The following is a 14,972-nucleotide window of genomic DNA, read 5'->3' as shown; positions in this document are numbered from 1 at the left end:
AGCGTCCCTGTGTAGCACCTTGCAAGTGCATTGTTATTAATACAGGTATTTTGCCTGAACAGCACAGAGGGCGCTCCTTTCAGTTCATTCTGTCTTACTTCTTCAGATCGTTAAGCGGGACTTAAGGTTTATAACCAGAACTTTATTGCAGGGTAATAACAGGTAAATTGTTTTAGCACAGCTGTACTCTGGAAGAAGCGAAAATAGAGACAGTGCCAATAAACCATAGAGCAAGATGGTTTTCATTAGACTTATCAACGGCTGTAGAGAAACTCCTTTTATTTTGAGCCATGGTCAGAGACGCTTTGGTTGATTTCGTTCTGATCACCCATCCTGATAGAACATAATATGTTGGCTTTTGAGTAAAAAGATCTTGCAAGCAATACGGTGCCGTCTATAAATAAGTGGGTCAGTATAAATACTTATAGAAGGTTCGGTCATGGCCAGACCACAGCAGTACAATAAAGAGAAGGTGACAGCCCAGGCTATGCACCTTTTCTGGAAGCAGGGCTACCAGGCCACACCCGTAAGCGACCTGGTCAAGGTGACAGGGGTTCGTCCCGGGAGTTTGTACAGTGCCTATGGTAATAAAGAAGGATTATTGCTGGCAGCACTGGAGCACTATACCAATGAGCTGGAATTAAATGTACGCCAGCACATTAATAACAGCCTCACCGCAAAAGAAGGGGTTGAGTCCCTTTTGCAGCACATGATCTTTGAAGCGACAGGTGAATGTACTTCGGATGGTTGCCTGCTGATTAATACACTGTTGGAAATGTCAGGGTTAAATGACAATGTTTGCAATCTGGTCAGCCAGTTGCTGGTCAGAATGGAACAATGTTTTACAGAAGTACTTGAAAGAGCCAAGTCTGAAGGTGATCTTTCCCAAAGTGCTGATTGTCAACAACTGGCAGTGTTTCTGATGGGAATTATCTGGTCTCTGAAAGTGATGAGTCGGCTGTCGCCAGAGCCTTGGCGCATGCAGGCGCTTCTGATTCCGGCAATGAAAGGTATGTTTGAAAATTAGGCGGTTCTTTTTAACTGACCCAGACGATAGCTGGCCAGATCTTCAATAGTCAGAACAGGAAGCTCGACAGTTCCTTCAGTATGGCCTCTTCTGTCCAGTACCCCGTTGGGTCGCGCTCTTAACGGGAATACATGGCCTGGTCGGGCCAGCTCTTCAGGACGACAATCGTCTTTTATCGCGGTTTTGATAGTCGTGACCCGGTCTGCTGCGGATACGCCGGTTGTCACGCCTTCTTTGGCTTCTATCGTGACAGTGAAGGCCGTGCCATAACTGCTGGAGTTGTCCTCAACCATAGGGGGCAGGTCCAGAGCTTTGAGTTTCTCATCGGGTAAGCAGAGGCAGACAATACCGCTGCATTCACGGATCAAGAGGACCATCTGTTTAACGGTCAGGGTTTCTGCGGCAAAAATCAGGTCACCTTCGTTTTCCCGGTTTTCATCGTCCACAAGAATAACGCCCTCGCCTCTGCGAAGCGCATCAACCGCTCTTTCTACACGCTGGTGTGGGTTACCAAAAGGTTCTAATAAAGACTGATTCATGGAAAAAGCTCTTATATCGGGTTTACCAGAATCAGGGCACAAGAACGAACAAAAACAGGAATATGATTCCTGTTTCAGGTAGATAAAGTTATCCAGAGCCAACCTTGTTGGGTTGCTCTTCATTCTCTCCCATCCGGACTATCACCGTCGGCTCTGGAGTCACACCAGATCTGCTGACCCTGTTGTTCCAGACAACAGGCGCTCGCGGGCTTCTGCCTGAAATCCAGGCAATTACCGCCGGTGGGGAATTACACCCCGCCCTGAGAATTAGTCAGATCTTATCTGACACGGCCATGCTAAGCGGGGATCAGGCAGTAAGCAAGTTTTCTGCAGGAAATTGTCTTTCCAGAAAGCGGCTGGCATCTGGAAATTGCTCAGGTGGCGTCGATAGCTTACACAGGGGCATTACAAAGAATGCCACTCCAACCACAGGAGGTGGGTTATAGACAGAATCAATCCTGATAATAAGCCGATGGCCATTGTTCCTCCCCTTCAGGAAGGGGCTTCCAAGTCTAGGGTTGAGGGTCGCAGGCAGTTAGTTTCCCCTGAGATTCCATCAGATTCTCAGGGGGTCACTCTCCCTGAGCGCACTGTGCAGAAAACAGATAAGGAAAAAGCAGAAACTCTGGACGACGCTTCGGGTGTTCTGTGGGAGTCTGTTAAATCAGTTCCTTTACCCCAGAGGGCTGGAGGCCAGGCATCAGGTAATGTTCTGAATATCCATGATATTGGTGACCCGGGGGATATTATTGCCAGGGTCTGCTCACGGCCCACTCTGGACGATTTTTTTCCATTCTGGAACTTTATTCGCACAGAGCAGATTCCGGTAATTGTTAACATTAATGAGGAAGGCTCCAGCGGAGACTATTTTCCTGATAAAAGCCGTGTTATCACCAGTGGGTCGATTACTGTCACTAAAAAATCTTCGGGGCATTCCCGGTCAGAGAATGTTCCTGAAGAGTTTGAGCGGTTAAAACTCAAAGTTAAGGCAATAGGAGAATCTTCAGCTCGAGTTAAGCTCTACAAAGTCACCGACTGGCCGGATGCTGCAGGCTACTCAAGTGTGAAGCGTATGATCAAGTTTGGCCGAAAGCTTATTTCTCTAAGAAGGCCGCCTTTGATTCATTGTCAGGCGGGGTTGGGGAGATCAGGAACAATGGTTCTGGTCATGAACCTTCTCTTGCTTGAAGGAGTAGGTATGCTGGAGAAAGAAACGGCAGTGGCCAAGCTGGCAGAGCTGATCAGCCAGGCACGGGCGGATCGTAATGACTCCAGGTTTGTGACAACGCCTGACCAGTTTCTCTTTCTGCTACGAGTTTTGAAAAAACTGACGGGTTCAAGTTCCAGAGAAATCGTGGAACAGGTGAACAGCTACTGTGGTCTGACAGACTCCTAGATTTCACCAATCATGTTCTTGAGATGAAAGCGCCCGATATCCAGCTCCGGTGTCCAGAAGTCTACTTCATGCAGGTATTCCATTTTGGCATTGAGCTTTTCCAGGTCGTCTTTGGTTGCTCTGGAGCGGAACAGGGGGTCATTGACCTGTCGGACAATACAGTCAGCATAAGCTTGATAAGTAGCAGACTTGTCCTCTTCGGGAAGCTTCAAAGCTTGTTCCAGATCACGATAAGCCCCGATAAAGTCTCCATCCAGTAATTTTTCACTGGATTGCTCACGGAAAAAGGCCGTAGTGACAGGGATGGCAAAGAGCGCCAGATCTTTGGACCAGATGTGTTTCAATCTTAAGGCTTCAAGCTGTCGCATGATATTGGTGAGTGGAACCTGATTGTCGAGTTCATGGTTCAACAAGCCCAACCAGGAGCCTATTTCAAGTTCATCAATGAAATCGGCAAATTCATGGGGCGCATCCTTGTATGATTTGAACCTTTCTATGGCCTTAATGGCAGGCGCAAAGCTCCCGTTCCCATGATGAATAACCACTCCGACAAAAGCGGCTTTGCCGGCAATCTTCAGTTTCTTTTTCTCTTTAGGCTCATCACTCCAGCGAATAAGAGAGTCCTGAATGGCTGGATTGTTAGCGCGAATATAATCCAGCTCCTGATTAATCTGTTCCGGCGAGTATTCATTGACCAGCATGAAGCAGAACAGTGATTCCAACAGCTCCGTCTGATTCTGGGCTACAGCATCCTTGATCTTCTGGCTGAGTTCGGCACGCGTCATTTTCTCTGATAAACCCGGATAAGGGCTGTTGCTGTCTTCTAGCATAACGTTATCAATAGGTTCAGCTGCTTTGTTCATGGTTTCTTCCGGTCTGTCACACCTTAAAACGACACCCTGTTTTGCAAGGGATGTGGCTTATATCGGCCATGTTTCCGGTATCTGAGAGCAGTCTGTCAGCTTATTTCTTCTGATCCTGTTGTATGAAGGCTGCTGAAAAGTAGGGCGTTTTGGCTGGGATCAGTTCTTTGGCTTTATCCAGAGCGCATTGAGCTTCTGCTTCATTGCCGTTTAGTCGGTATAAACAGGCAGAAAAAAACAGCATTTTGCCGTTATCAATGGCTAGCCATCTCGCTGGCTGATGAGAGATCCAGAGCATCATGTCCTCAGTCCAGCGTTTATCCTGATGATGAAGTGCCTGCAGCAATGTCAGAAAGTCATCAGGTGAAGCATTGAGTGACAACTGTCTGATGAGTTGTCGTTGCAACCAGCCTTGAACCAGTTGCTGACTCTGTGAAGACAACAATCTGACAGTGGTCAGGTTTTTTGAAAATCGTTCAATGGAGACGTCATAATCCGGATAGCAGTCCAGTAACTCAAGCACGTAATTGAAGTTGGATCTGGCACAACTCAGTTGCAGCAACATCTCCCACTTCCAGGCTTTGGTCGGTAAGTGAGGGTTGTTTGCTCTGGTTTCAGACAGATTCCAGTGAATGTTCAGAGAAGGTGTGAATCCTTTGAAATACATTTCTACTTCAAGTTTGCCGAGTCTGAAGTTCATGGTAAAAAACGCGATGCAGGAATCTGATCCAATGGGTTACTTAGGGTTATATCGGTGGTGAGTTCAGAGGTATGAGTGCGAGTTAATCGGTTATTTAGCCAGCTGTTGATATTTATCGACGATTTTTTTCAGACTTTTCTTTTCCGCAGCCATGGTGTCCTGAACACTTTTGGGTACTTTGTTCATATTCACCTGGTTCATTTCGTTTAACAGTTGCTTTGCCTGGTTGTTCAGGTCTTCGAGCTGACCAGCGGTTAACTTTTGACTGGCTCCTCCTGTCGTGTCTCTGAGGCGCAATTCAGCAAACTTGTCAGTCACTGGATGGGCCGACTTCAACCAGGGCGTACAATGATCGAGGGTGTATTGAAAGCTGTTCACTCGGGCTACCCGGAATGCTCCTTCGCCATGAGTCTTCACGGTAATATCTTCCAGAGGGACTTCACCAAAAGGTGTGTCATCCAGGTGTACCTTATATTTGCTTTGTGTTTTATCTTTCAGGTCACCCAACAGCGCGGTGTAATTCTGGTATTCCTGCTGAGAGATATCGTCCAGCTGTTGATTCAGCCATTGGGATACGGCTGACCCTGAGTTGGGTTCAAGATCTTGCAGGGTCATGGGGTCCAGGTGGCCGTGTTCGGACAGAGGTAATAACATCTGGCTGACAGCCGCCATTCGAACATTTCGGCCGAGTTGATGTTGATCAAAGAAGCGATAAAAACCGGTCAGAGAGTTACCTTCCTGAAAAGCAATGTCTTCAAGTCTGTGACGAAGTTCTTTTTGAGTATCCGAGGCGCTGCTGTTTTTACTGAAGAAAGAAGAACCAGGAACTTCATGGTTATACCACTGTTTGTCGACATTGGCTTTTTCTGACGCACCTGTCAGAGCCATAGCTCGCAGATAGCGGGTGAAGAACTTAGGCATCTGTTCTTTCCAGGGGGTGTCCTGGTGTCGGGCGAGACTTTTGGACATGTATTTGGCCGGTGCATCCAGTGCTGCTTGTCTCTTTCTCAGACGTTTAGTTGGCAGAGAAATTTCACTGATATGAGTAACAGGCTCGGACTCGACTTGAGAGGAGGAAGGATCAGATGAATTTTGTTCAGGCTTTGAAGGCGCTTTTTCAAGAGTGGGAATGGATTCCTCTCCAGGTGGTGTGACAGAGGGATTCTGTATGCCTGAGGGTTGTGTACTTTTTTCTGACGGAGGTACATAACCGGGTAATGAGCTGGTGCGAACGGGAGGTTTTGGAGGTGCTTTTTTAACCTCTCTTCCGGGACTTTCTGACTTCAGAAGCTTTGCTCCTTCAGTCACCAGACGTCGGTAAAAGTGTTTCTGCAGATCTTTCATTACAGCAGGATCATCTGCGAGTTCCGGACTTCCCAGCTTCTGGGCCGCATCTCTAAGGGCTGCCTGTACTTCAGAGAACTCATCATCTCCCTCAACACAAGAGTTCGGCTTGAAGGATTCAATTAGCTGGTGATATTGCGCCTGCTTGTCTGTCGTGGTCGATATTTTGGCCAGATGATGATCCAGAAGGTTTCTGGTTGCTTTCTGTATAGAGGCCGCTTGAGGTAACGTGTTGGTTAAGGGGGTTGCTGGCTTGCTGATAGCTCGACTTGAAAGCGTTTTGGCTTCCAGGGGTCTTTCGGTCACTACCTGGCTTCTGGGTCTGTGTGAAGAATTCTGCTTAATACCTGATTGTTGTTCCGGTTTCCGATCCGGTGGCGGTGGTGCAGGTCTGCGAGGTTTGGGCGATGTTCTGGTCAGTTTGTTAGAAGTTGGCGGCATAACTTGCACGCCTCGTTCATAAATGGACTGCCTTCTGGGGGTCATCTGGTCTTTAAAAGATGGCATCTTGTTAACGACGTCACGTAACGCCTGGACTCTGCCATCGTTGGAAACCTGTTGGGTTCCCTCAGGTTGAATCCATTGTGGACCCTGGCCTGAGGCTTTATCGATCCAGCCCATACTGTCCCTGTATGCTGTTTTGCCGCCGTTCCTTAAGAATAGTCGAAGAGAATAGTTGATCTATTTATTATCGCTTCTGGTTTTATTAGCTGCGACCTTTTGCAGCATTCTTAATCCACTTTTTCAGCTGTGCTGCAGGCAGGGCACCTGATGTTCTGCTGGTTTCCTTTCCATTGCTGAACACAATCAGGGTGGGAATGCTGCGAATATTTAACTGAGCAGCAATCTGCTGGTGTTTCTGGGTATCAAGTTTTGCCAGTCTGACGTTGGGTTCAAGCTCCCGGGCAGCCTCTGCAAATGCGGGAGCCATAGCCTTACAGGGACCGCACCAGGGAGCCCAGAAGTCCACTATAACGGGCACATCGGTTTGAGCCAGAAATCGTTTAAAATTACCGGAATTAAGCTCTACAGGTTGCCCGTCGAAGAGTTTATTTCTGCACTTGCCACAGGTGCCTCCGTCACTCAGACGCTCTTTGGGTACCCGGTTAGGAGTGCTGCATTTAGGGCATACGATCTGAATAGGCTGGGACATATCATTACCTGATGGAGAATGAGCTAAACGTTAATTTGCTCTGTATATGGGGGTGTATTGTGACTTATCAACAGGAAACCTGATCCTGGATCATTAATGCAATCTGTGGGTTAACCGCTAATCTGAAAGTAAGGCAAACATTTTAAACAGGTTGAATCATGGACGTTTCTCAAATCGCAGAGTCAGGTGTACTGAACAATAAGAAATTGCTGGTGGCAGAAGATAATCCCGCCAATCAACTGGTATTGAAGAAGTTACTTAAGAAGGTAAATATTGAGCCGGTCTTTGCAGAAAATGGCCAGGAAGCTCTGGATAAGTACAAGGGCAATCCGGACAACTGGGATCTGATTCTGATGGATTGTGAAATGCCTGTTATGGATGGGTACTCTGCCACTGAAGCAATCAGGCAGTTTGAACAGGAAGCCGGGCTTGAAAAGCACACCATTATTGGACTCAGTGCCCATGCCATTGATGAGTTGAAAAAAAAGGCTCTCGAAAAAGGTATGGATGACTACTTAACCAAACCTATTGATCGAGACAATCTTTTCAAGACATTGGTGGATTATCTGCGCTGAATGCCCCAGTCCGTTTATGCCCCTCTTCTATTTCGAATACTCTCTGCTTTGAAATTCATCTCTTCCTCTTGGGGGAGATGAATTTCTGCGCTCATGATGGTTTGTAAAAGCTTTGATATTCTGCTTTCCATCATGACGTAAGGACGACCTTACCTCTCTTCTTGCTAACGGGGACGACCTCGATAACAGCGGATCTGGTTATGAACTGGTTTCTACTGATACTGGCTGGTCTTTTGGAAGTAGGCTGGGCCATAGGTTTGAAATACACCGAAGGCTTCACTCGTCCCCTGCCTTCAGTGCTCACCGTAGCGGCTATCATTCTGAGCATGGTTTTTCTGGGACTGGCGCTGAAAACTTTGCCGGTAGGCACAGCTTATGCTGTCTGGGTAGGGATTGGCATTGTTGGCACATTCTTTCTCAGTGCGGTTCTGTTTAATGAACCCACCAGTGCGCTGCGTATTCTCAGCGTACTGCTTATCGTGGCGGGTATTGTTGGATTGAAACTCACCTCTGGCAGCTAAACGCCTGACCACAGTGTTATTACTCATAACAAAATACTGAATCCACGGGGCTTTCTTTTGTCCAACGTCTGAATAAGTTCTTTTTAGGGCTTTAAAGGCATTGGGCAAGAGGTTTCCTGCATGTATGGATCAGCCACTGACAAAACACAGGCTCTCGAATTTCGAGAAGAGATGACGACTCCTGACCTACCGCCAGAGAACTGTCAGTCTGACAGGGAAAAGTCATTAGCTGGTGAGAAAATACATCACCGAAAAGCTCAATTGGCTGCGGTTTTTTCTAGCTCGAAAAGTGGTTTGAGTACCAATGCTGAAGAAGGGCTGGTTCGCCTTCGCCAATATCCGGAACAGGAACTTCCCAGGTTGCTGGTTGATGGCACCCTTCTATGTCGCGAGCAGGGGGTTGATGCTTATGAGCAAAGAGAACCGGGTTGTCTTAAAACTCTTATCAGGGGTTGGCAATTTATTATCCGGAAACTGAAAGAGCTCAAGCCGGGTGAAGTACCGAAAATAGATCTGGAGTTCCTGTTAGATCTTCATCGAATAGTGGCAGGCCACACGGCTAATTGCTTTAAAGGAGCGCTTTATTGTCCAACGCCGCCCACCAACTTTTTTATTCCACTGACTCACAATGATCACTCTGACTTCTGGTACTGCGATAAAGAAGGCATTCAGGAAGCGGATCAGCTGCATCAGAAGCATTGTGATCTGGCAGGAATCGCCAAGGATGATGTGGCGTCCAGAACACCGTTCTATTTGTATATCAGAACAAAGTCATTGCCTTTCCCTGCTTTTCTTCCAATAGAGACAGATAGAATGCAGAAGCTTATGGAATGTCACTCAGAGCCAGAGACATTCTATAAAACGCTCCATGAACAACTGCACCAAAAGGACGCTTTAAAGCCTTTCGTTGACATGTTTTATAACGGGATGTTTCAAGCTTACAAGATTGGAAACAAAGAGAAATTTGCAGCTATTACTGACAAGGAAAGTCAGCAGAGACTCTTTTTGAAACTGTTTTTTGAAGAGACCCGAAAAGACTTTAGTCAAGTGATTCACCGCTTTACTGTACCGACTTCGTCTTCTGAGATGTTGGTCAGACATACGCTGGAGAGTTTGAATACATCTTTGTCTAAGTGCACAAATAGGGAAGGGTTGCTTGCGACAGTTACCAGCCATGTAGCTGAGCTGGAACAGCTGCATTCTTTCAAGTCGGTCAATGGACGAACTTATACCCTGCTCATGCAGTATTTGCTCATGGCGTATGGCTTTCCTCCAGCCACTCTGGAAATGCCAGAAATGTTCTCCATGTTCAGCAAGACGAAAATGGTTGAGGCACTTAAAGAGGGCCTGCGAGATACAAAGCTTTTGGAAGCCAATACTACGCGCGATCAACAGATGCATCTCCATGGTTATCTCTATGATCATAATGACAGTAGCTATAAAAGTGTATGTCGAGAAATGAAGTCCACGATCGACGACCAGGGGGCGGTATCAGAGCAATGATCAGAGCAATGATCAGAGAAGGAACTCTCAAAAAACGTTTAAAGCTTGATGAATGAAAGGATGCAGTGATGTATGGAGTAATGGGTAATATATTAAATCAACAACTCACCTCTGAGTCAGAGAATGTTAAGTCTGAAGATGCCAAAGATTTAGGCGCTAGTAGTTCTGCTGTTGAACTTTCTGAAGGCGCTTGTCTTTCTCATCGCTCTATATCTACTGCCGCTCCTCAGTCAGTGGTCAATCCACTGACTTCCAATCCTTTGAAAGGTTTAGATTGGCTTAAGCGTTGCCCTGAGGGAAAGCTTGTTCATCTGCTTATGGATGGAGAACTGGTAGTGAGGGGGCAAAATGTTCGCTCCTGCCATGAGAAAGAACCAGGCTGTATGGAGGCTTTTATTTCTGGATGGGAATTAGTGATCAGTAGGCTTCAGAGTATGAAGAATGGTGATCCAGTCATGGTTGACCTGGAATTTATACGTGATCTGCATTCGAGGGTTGCTGGTCATGATATTAACAATCAGCCTGGTGAAATTATTAAATATCCAGTTGATTGTTTTTTTCTACCTGTAGGTCATAGTAAATTTACAGACGTTATTTTTCTTGATCAATCGGGAGTCATAGAGGCTCAAACACTACATGAACGACATTGTGATAATATTGGAGTTCCTGATTCTTGCTATTACGAAAGATCTGCGTTTGTTCTGCTTTTTGAATCTAACCCACCGTTAAGGCCTTTCCCCCTGAGCGTAGATAGCACTCTTGAGCTTCTGAAGTGCAGAGAGGATCCTCAAGTAATGTTCACTGCTCTAGAGCACATAATAACTTCGTCCACAGCTGAGGGGGAAGAAATGAGGGAGTATTTTACTGCGCTTCAGGCACATCAATACCCTGGCCAGCTGCCATTTATTTTGCAAAGACAGATGGACGCTTTTATGCAGCAAATATCTCTGCTGTTGTGTGAGGACTTTAATTGTTTATTAAGACGGAAAACTGTGGACTCTGATTGTGTCGAAGAGATACTAATTGACATTATTCATAGCCTTAACTCCTGCTTAGCGAAGTTGAATAGTAAGGATATGCTGATTGCTGAGATAGTAAGCCATATATCTGAAATGTCTCAGATTCATCCATTCAAAGATTGTAACAGCAGAGCTTTTACTTTGCTGATGCAATACATTTTAATGTCGTTTGGATTTCCACCAGCTTCTCTTGAACTATCTAAGGCGATGCGCCTAAATTGTCAGGCATCTAAAGTTAAAGCGCTAAATGAAGCATTGGAGATAACGGAAACGATTGCTGCGGAGGCTGAGGTTGAACAGAGTCCCATCAAGGAGCCTTATTCAAGGAAACTCTGTAAAGGATTCAAAGAGCTGATTGGTTCTTCAAATGACGCAAATAAAAAGGCCAGCGCATAAGCTGGCCTTTTTAAAGAGCTACTGTCGTTAACCGATCAGTTGGCCACAATATTAACCAGCTTGCCCGGCACTACAATCACCTTGCGAAGCGTTTTGCCTTCAGTGAACTTGGTCACGTTTTCCTGCTCAAGTGCCAGCTTTTCAATGGCATTTTTATCCATGCCCGCTGGAACTTCCAGTTTCGCACGTACCTTGCCGTTGACCTGGATAACCATGGTTATCGCGTCTTTTTCCAGAGCCGACTCATCTACCGTAGGCCAGCCAGCCTGAATGACAGGTTCTGCATGTCCCAGTGAGCTCCAAACGCTGTGCATGGCGTGAGGTGCAATAGGTGCCAGCATCTGGGTGGAGGCTTCCAGAGCTTCACGCATAACTGCTCTACCCTGATCGCTGGAGTCCTTGAACTTGGCAATGGCGTTGTTCAATTCCATGATGGCAGCAATAGCAGTATTGAAGGTCAGACGACGCTCGCAATCATCAGAAACCTTTTTGATGGTTTCATGAGTTTTACGACGAAGGTTCTTCTGTTCCTTGCTCAGGATTTTGCGGTCCAGAGCAGGAGTGTCACCAGCAGATACATGTTCGGAAACCTGTTTCCAGAAACGACGCAGGAAGCGGTGAGCACCTTCAACAGCACTTTCGGACCATTCCAGAGTTTGCTCGGGAGGCGCAGCAAACATGGTGTACAGGCGAATAGTGTCGGCACCGTACTTGTTGATTAGCTCCTGTGGGTCAATACCGTTGTTCTTGGACTTGGACATTTTGCTCATGCCCGCATGTTCAACGGCTTCACCGGTCTCTTTGAGAGTGGCTTTGATCAGTCGACCTTTGTCGTCCAGTTCAAAGTCTACGTCGGTAGGGGCTATCCACTGCTTGACGCCTTTCTCATCATTTTTGAAGAAAGTGTCAGCCAGTACCATGCCCTGACAGAGCAGCTTTTTGAATGGCTCGTCGCTGTCCACCAGGCCCGCATCACGCAGCAGCTTGTGGAAGAAGCGAGAGTAGAGCAAGTGCATGACCGCATGCTCGATACCACCAATGTACTGGTCTACAGGCAGCCAGTAGTTGGCCGCTGCTGGGTCCAGCATCTGATCATCAGATTGTGGTGAACAGTAGCGTGCATAGTACCAGCTGGATTCCATGAAAGTATCGAAGGTATCGGTTTCACGGGTTGCAGCCTGACCATTGTGGGTGGTTTTTGCCCACTCAGGGTCTGCCTTGATAGGTGACTGAACGCCATCCATCTCAACATCTTCCGGCAGCAGTACAGGCAAGTCTTCCAGAGGAACCGTCACTTCAGTACCGTCTTCCAGATAGCGCATCGGGATTGGAGCACCCCAGTAACGCTGACGACTCACTCCCCAGTCACGCAGGCGGTAGTTAACCTGCTTTTCACCTTTACCTTCAGCAATCAGCTTGTCAGAAATGGCATTGAAGGCATCCTGGAAAGTAAGGTCATCAAATTCACCTGAGTTGATCAGCTTGCCTTTTTCAGTGAAAGCTTCTTTTGCAAGGTCACACTCTTCACCATTGACAGGTTCAATGACCTGGTTAATTGGCAGCTCAAAGCGGGTAGCAAATTCGTAGTCACGCTGGTCGTGTCCAGGTACCGCCATAACCGCGCCAGTACCGTAGTCCATCAGAACGAAGTTGGCAGCCCAGACCGGTACTTCTTTACCAGTAATGGGGTGGATGGCACGAATACCCGTATCGACACCCACTTTTTCCATGGTGGCCATTTCTGCTTCGGTCACACCGTTGGATTTGCACTCTTCGATGAAGGCTGCCAGTTTGGGATGATTTACCGCAGCAGCTTTAGCCAGAGGGTGTTCTGCCGCCACGCCTACATAAGTAACACCCATCAAGGTGTCTGGGCGGGTGGTGTAGATCTGGAACTCTTCAGGTGAGGTTATTGACCCGCTAACGGCTTTAACAGGGTTAGCCACCTTGAAGGTCATCTGAACACCTTCAGAACGACCGATCCAGTTGCGCTGCATCGCTTTAACCTGGTCAGGCCAGTCTTCCAGCTGATCCAGGTCAGCCAGCAATTCGTCTGCGTAAGCGGTGATTTTCACAAACCACTGAGGCAACTCTTTGCGCTCAACCAGAGTGTCACAACGCCAGCAACGGCCATCGTCTACCTGTTCGTTAGCCAGAACGGTTGCGTCGTGCGGACACCAGTTCACAGAAGACATCTTCTTGTAAACCAGACCCTTTTCGTACAGTTTGGTGAAGAACCACTGTTCCCACTTGTAGTAATCAGGCTTGCAGGTGGCCAGCTCACGATTCCAGTCATAACCGAAGCCAAGACGCTTCAGCTGACCTTTCATGTAGTCAATATTCTCGTAAGTCCATGGGGCTGGAGCGATCTTGTTCTTGATGGCTGCGTTTTCTGCAGGTAGACCAAAGGCATCCCAACCCATGGGCTGCAGGACGTTTTTGCCTTGCATGCGTTGGTAGCGGGAAACCACGTCGCCAATGGTGTAGTTGCGAACGTGGCCCATGTGCAGTCGGCCGCTGGGGTAAGGGAACATGGACAGGCAGTAGTATTTTTCCTTGCCCTGGTCCTCAGTGACAGCAAAGCTGTCGTTCTCTTCCCAATACTTCTGGGCCTCTGTTTCAATCTTATGCGGGTGGTAATGCTCTTCCATCATGGCTCTTTGCGAGAATCTGGATTTAAAAAGGGTTCTTGCTCTGTAAATGAGTACCTGGAACAAATGTTCAGGTTTACAGAAAGAGGAAAACGGCAGAAAGCTGTCGTAAGTCCGGCAGCCTTCTTGTACTCAGTATAACCCCCGAAGGATACATGAGTGAGGGCAATGGGGGTAGCGTTTTAATGGATTGGAGAAACGCTGAAAGGTCAGGCGACCGGGTCACCTGACCAATAAGGAAGGGGCAACTAGTAAAGCTTAGGCACCATCACGATTCAAAACACCGTCCTGATCCCGATCCAGAGCTATGCGATAGCCTGATCCTGGCGGTGTACAGGTAAAGGTCAGAGTATTATTGCTCTGTCTTGCCAGTCGACGTAATTGTCCTGCAGGGATCATCTGTTCTGATGAGTTATCAGGACGGTAGCCATTCTGATCAGGCACATAGAGGTAGCCTCTGTTCTTGCCATTGACTTTGCCCTGAGCAACCAGATCGCACTCTTTGGTGACACCTCCCAGAATCTTCGAAACGAACTGTGTTCTGGCTCTTTGCTGAAGCAGGCCAACTCGTCTGTTCATGGCGTTGCTGCTACCAGCATAAAGAGTAATCTGCTGGCCAACGATGGGCGCCAGATCGCTGTCGAATTCCATCAGATAATCCACCAGTCCCTGGCGGGTTGCATCATCCGGTATACCCACGGTGCCTGACTGATCATTCATGGTGCAACCATGAAGGTCAGCACTCATGCCAGGAGGACAACCTTTTGTACCGTCATCAAAAACGCCACCCTGAAGGAACTGGAAGAGCTGATCGGTGGCGCGTCATGCAGGAATCCAAACCCTCGAATCTGGTCACCCTGATGGGCACGGGTAGGACTGATCATGAAGCCTTGACGATCAGGCAGCCCGAACATTCCAATCTTTTGATAAAGGTTGCGGAAGCTGGGGACTTTGGTGACAAGGATTTCACCACCGTGGGCGGCCTTGCCGTCGGAGCCATAAAAACCTTTTGCTGGATCAAGAGTATGGCAGCCCTCACAGGTTTTACCGTCTTCACGATTGGCGGGTGGGAACAGGTAATCGTATTCCATACCGTCTGAACGACGAGGGCCTGCGAAGAAGTTCTTCCCTTTGGTCGCCGATGCGCTGAGAGAATTGTCTAGGAGCCTGTCGGACTTACCACTGACCTACTGCGAAAAAGCCTGATTTGGCCATTTTTTATGATTCTTTTCGTTGAATAGCTCGCTATTCGCCTCAAATAATCATAAAAACTGTCTCAAACCGG

General features: G+C 47.5%; 14 protein-coding genes and 1 riboswitch. Of the genes, 6 read left to right on the top strand and 8 right to left on the bottom strand.

All coding sequences use genetic code 11. The features are described from left to right. The first annotated feature begins 439 nt into the window (after positions 1-439). Positions 440-1,027, top strand: coding sequence for a TetR/AcrR family transcriptional regulator (locus ACR2PX_RS26765; RefSeq protein ID WP_434002411.1), 588 nt, complete (start codon positions 440-442; stop codon positions 1,025-1,027). Here ACR2PX_RS26765 and ribB read toward each other — a convergent pair. Then, entirely contained in the window at positions 1,024-1,566 is a 543-nt protein-coding gene (gene ribB, locus ACR2PX_RS26760; protein ID WP_434002410.1) for a 3,4-dihydroxy-2-butanone-4-phosphate synthase, read from the bottom strand. The genes ACR2PX_RS26765 and ribB overlap by 4 nt on opposite strands. 117 nt (positions 1,567-1,683) lie before the next feature. Beyond that, positions 1,684-1,838: riboswitch (FMN riboswitch) on the bottom strand. A gap of 200 nt (positions 1,839-2,038) precedes the next feature. Here ribB and ACR2PX_RS26755 point away from each other — a divergent pair. Next, entirely contained in the window at positions 2,039-2,962 is a 924-nt protein-coding gene (locus ACR2PX_RS26755) for a protein-tyrosine phosphatase family protein (protein ID WP_434002409.1), read from the top strand. Here ACR2PX_RS26755 and ACR2PX_RS26750 read toward each other — a convergent pair. The 4 genes from ACR2PX_RS26750 to trxC all read right to left on the bottom strand — a co-directional run bounded on the left by ACR2PX_RS26750 (position 2,959) and on the right by trxC (position 7,022). Next, positions 2,959-3,825 carry a hypothetical protein gene (locus tag ACR2PX_RS26750; RefSeq protein ID WP_434002408.1) on the bottom strand — a complete coding sequence of 289 codons (867 nt, stop codon included), beginning with the start codon at positions 3,823-3,825 and terminating at the stop codon, positions 2,959-2,961. The genes ACR2PX_RS26755 and ACR2PX_RS26750 overlap by 4 nt on opposite strands. Positions 3,826-3,925: 100 nt before the next feature. Then, positions 3,926-4,525, bottom strand: a complete 600-nt coding sequence (locus tag ACR2PX_RS26745; RefSeq protein WP_434002407.1) for a hypothetical protein — start codon at positions 4,523-4,525, stop codon at positions 3,926-3,928. Positions 4,526-4,615: 90 nt separating this feature from the next. After that, a complete protein-coding gene (locus ACR2PX_RS26740) occupies positions 4,616-6,490 on the bottom strand; it encodes a hypothetical protein (protein ID WP_434002406.1) in 1,875 nt (624 codons plus the stop codon). 85 nt (positions 6,491-6,575) lie between these two features. Continuing rightward, the gene (gene trxC, locus ACR2PX_RS26735) at positions 6,576-7,022 is read right to left on the bottom strand and encodes a thioredoxin TrxC (protein WP_434002405.1); all 447 of its coding nucleotides are present in this window, start codon (positions 7,020-7,022) and stop codon (positions 6,576-6,578) included. 158 nt (positions 7,023-7,180) lie between these two features. Between trxC and ACR2PX_RS26730 the strand changes: the two genes are divergently transcribed. From ACR2PX_RS26730 to ACR2PX_RS26715, 4 genes are all read left to right on the top strand, one after another. Then, positions 7,181-7,597 (top strand): response regulator, encoded by a 417-nt coding sequence (locus ACR2PX_RS26730; protein WP_434002404.1) that lies wholly within the window; start codon positions 7,181-7,183, stop codon positions 7,595-7,597. 200 nt (positions 7,598-7,797) lie between these two features. Next, on the top strand, positions 7,798-8,118 hold the full coding sequence (sugE, locus tag ACR2PX_RS26725; RefSeq protein ID WP_434002403.1) for a quaternary ammonium compound efflux SMR transporter SugE: 321 nt from the start codon (positions 7,798-7,800) through the stop codon (positions 8,116-8,118). Between the two features lie 120 nt (positions 8,119-8,238). Beyond that, complete coding sequence (locus ACR2PX_RS26720; protein WP_434002402.1) at positions 8,239-9,621, top strand: hypothetical protein; 1,383 nt, start codon at positions 8,239-8,241, stop codon at positions 9,619-9,621. A gap of 68 nt (positions 9,622-9,689) precedes the next feature. Beyond that, a complete protein-coding gene (locus tag ACR2PX_RS26715) occupies positions 9,690-11,036 on the top strand; it encodes a hypothetical protein (RefSeq protein ID WP_434002401.1) in 1,347 nt (448 codons plus the stop codon). Positions 11,037-11,071: 35 nt separating this feature from the next. On the opposite strand, the gene leuS is transcribed toward ACR2PX_RS26715, so the two are convergent. The 3 genes from leuS to ACR2PX_RS26700 all read right to left on the bottom strand — a co-directional run bounded on the left by leuS (position 11,072) and on the right by ACR2PX_RS26700 (position 14,778). Beyond that, positions 11,072-13,687: a leucine--tRNA ligase gene (leuS, locus tag ACR2PX_RS26710; RefSeq protein WP_434002412.1), complete on the bottom strand. Its 2,616-nt coding sequence runs from the start codon at positions 13,685-13,687 to the stop codon at positions 11,072-11,074. 258 nt (positions 13,688-13,945) lie between these two features. Continuing rightward, positions 13,946-14,434 (bottom strand): hypothetical protein, encoded by a 489-nt coding sequence (locus tag ACR2PX_RS26705; protein WP_434002400.1) that lies wholly within the window; start codon positions 14,432-14,434, stop codon positions 13,946-13,948. Then, complete coding sequence (locus ACR2PX_RS26700) at positions 14,431-14,778, bottom strand: hypothetical protein (protein WP_434002399.1); 348 nt, start codon at positions 14,776-14,778, stop codon at positions 14,431-14,433. The genes ACR2PX_RS26705 and ACR2PX_RS26700 overlap by 4 nt, the downstream gene beginning before the upstream one ends. Positions 14,779-14,972: the final 194 nt, after the last annotated feature.

Origin of the sequence: Endozoicomonas sp. (assembly GCF_051008435.1) — a bacterium.
Taxonomy (GTDB): Bacteria; Pseudomonadota; Gammaproteobacteria; order Pseudomonadales; family Endozoicomonadaceae; genus Endozoicomonas_A.
This window is presented reverse-complemented; position numbering and strand designations above follow the sequence as displayed.

Bases quoted from the DNA above. Each gene is read 5' to 3' on its own strand.
- leuS (WP_434002412.1), bottom strand. From the start codon at position 13,687: ATGGAAGAGCATTACCACCCGCATAAGATTGAAACAGAGGCCCAGAAG.
- trxC (WP_434002405.1), bottom strand. From the start codon at position 7,022: ATGTCCCAGCCTATTCAGATCGTATGCCCTAAATGCAGCACTCCTAAC.
- ACR2PX_RS26745 (WP_434002407.1), bottom strand. From the start codon at position 4,525: ATGAACTTCAGACTCGGCAAACTTGAAGTAGAAATGTATTTCAAAGGA.
- ACR2PX_RS26720 (WP_434002402.1), top strand. From the start codon at position 8,239: ATGTATGGATCAGCCACTGACAAAACACAGGCTCTCGAATTTCGAGAA.
- ribB (WP_434002410.1), bottom strand. From the start codon at position 1,566: ATGAATCAGTCTTTATTAGAACCTTTTGGTAACCCACACCAGCGTGTA.
- ACR2PX_RS26755 (WP_434002409.1), top strand. From the start codon at position 2,039: ATGGCCATTGTTCCTCCCCTTCAGGAAGGGGCTTCCAAGTCTAGGGTT.
- ACR2PX_RS26705 (WP_434002400.1), bottom strand. From the start codon at position 14,434: ATGAGTGCTGACCTTCATGGTTGCACCATGAATGATCAGTCAGGCACC.
- ACR2PX_RS26750 (WP_434002408.1), bottom strand. From the start codon at position 3,825: ATGAACAAAGCAGCTGAACCTATTGATAACGTTATGCTAGAAGACAGC.
- ACR2PX_RS26730 (WP_434002404.1), top strand. From the start codon at position 7,181: ATGGACGTTTCTCAAATCGCAGAGTCAGGTGTACTGAACAATAAGAAA.
- ACR2PX_RS26740 (WP_434002406.1), bottom strand. From the start codon at position 6,490: ATGGGCTGGATCGATAAAGCCTCAGGCCAGGGTCCACAATGGATTCAA.
- sugE (WP_434002403.1), top strand. From the start codon at position 7,798: ATGAACTGGTTTCTACTGATACTGGCTGGTCTTTTGGAAGTAGGCTGG.
- ACR2PX_RS26765 (WP_434002411.1), top strand. From the start codon at position 440: ATGGCCAGACCACAGCAGTACAATAAAGAGAAGGTGACAGCCCAGGCT.
- ACR2PX_RS26715 (WP_434002401.1), top strand. From the start codon at position 9,690: ATGTATGGAGTAATGGGTAATATATTAAATCAACAACTCACCTCTGAG.
- ACR2PX_RS26700 (WP_434002399.1), bottom strand. From the start codon at position 14,778: ATGGAATACGATTACCTGTTCCCACCCGCCAATCGTGAAGACGGTAAA.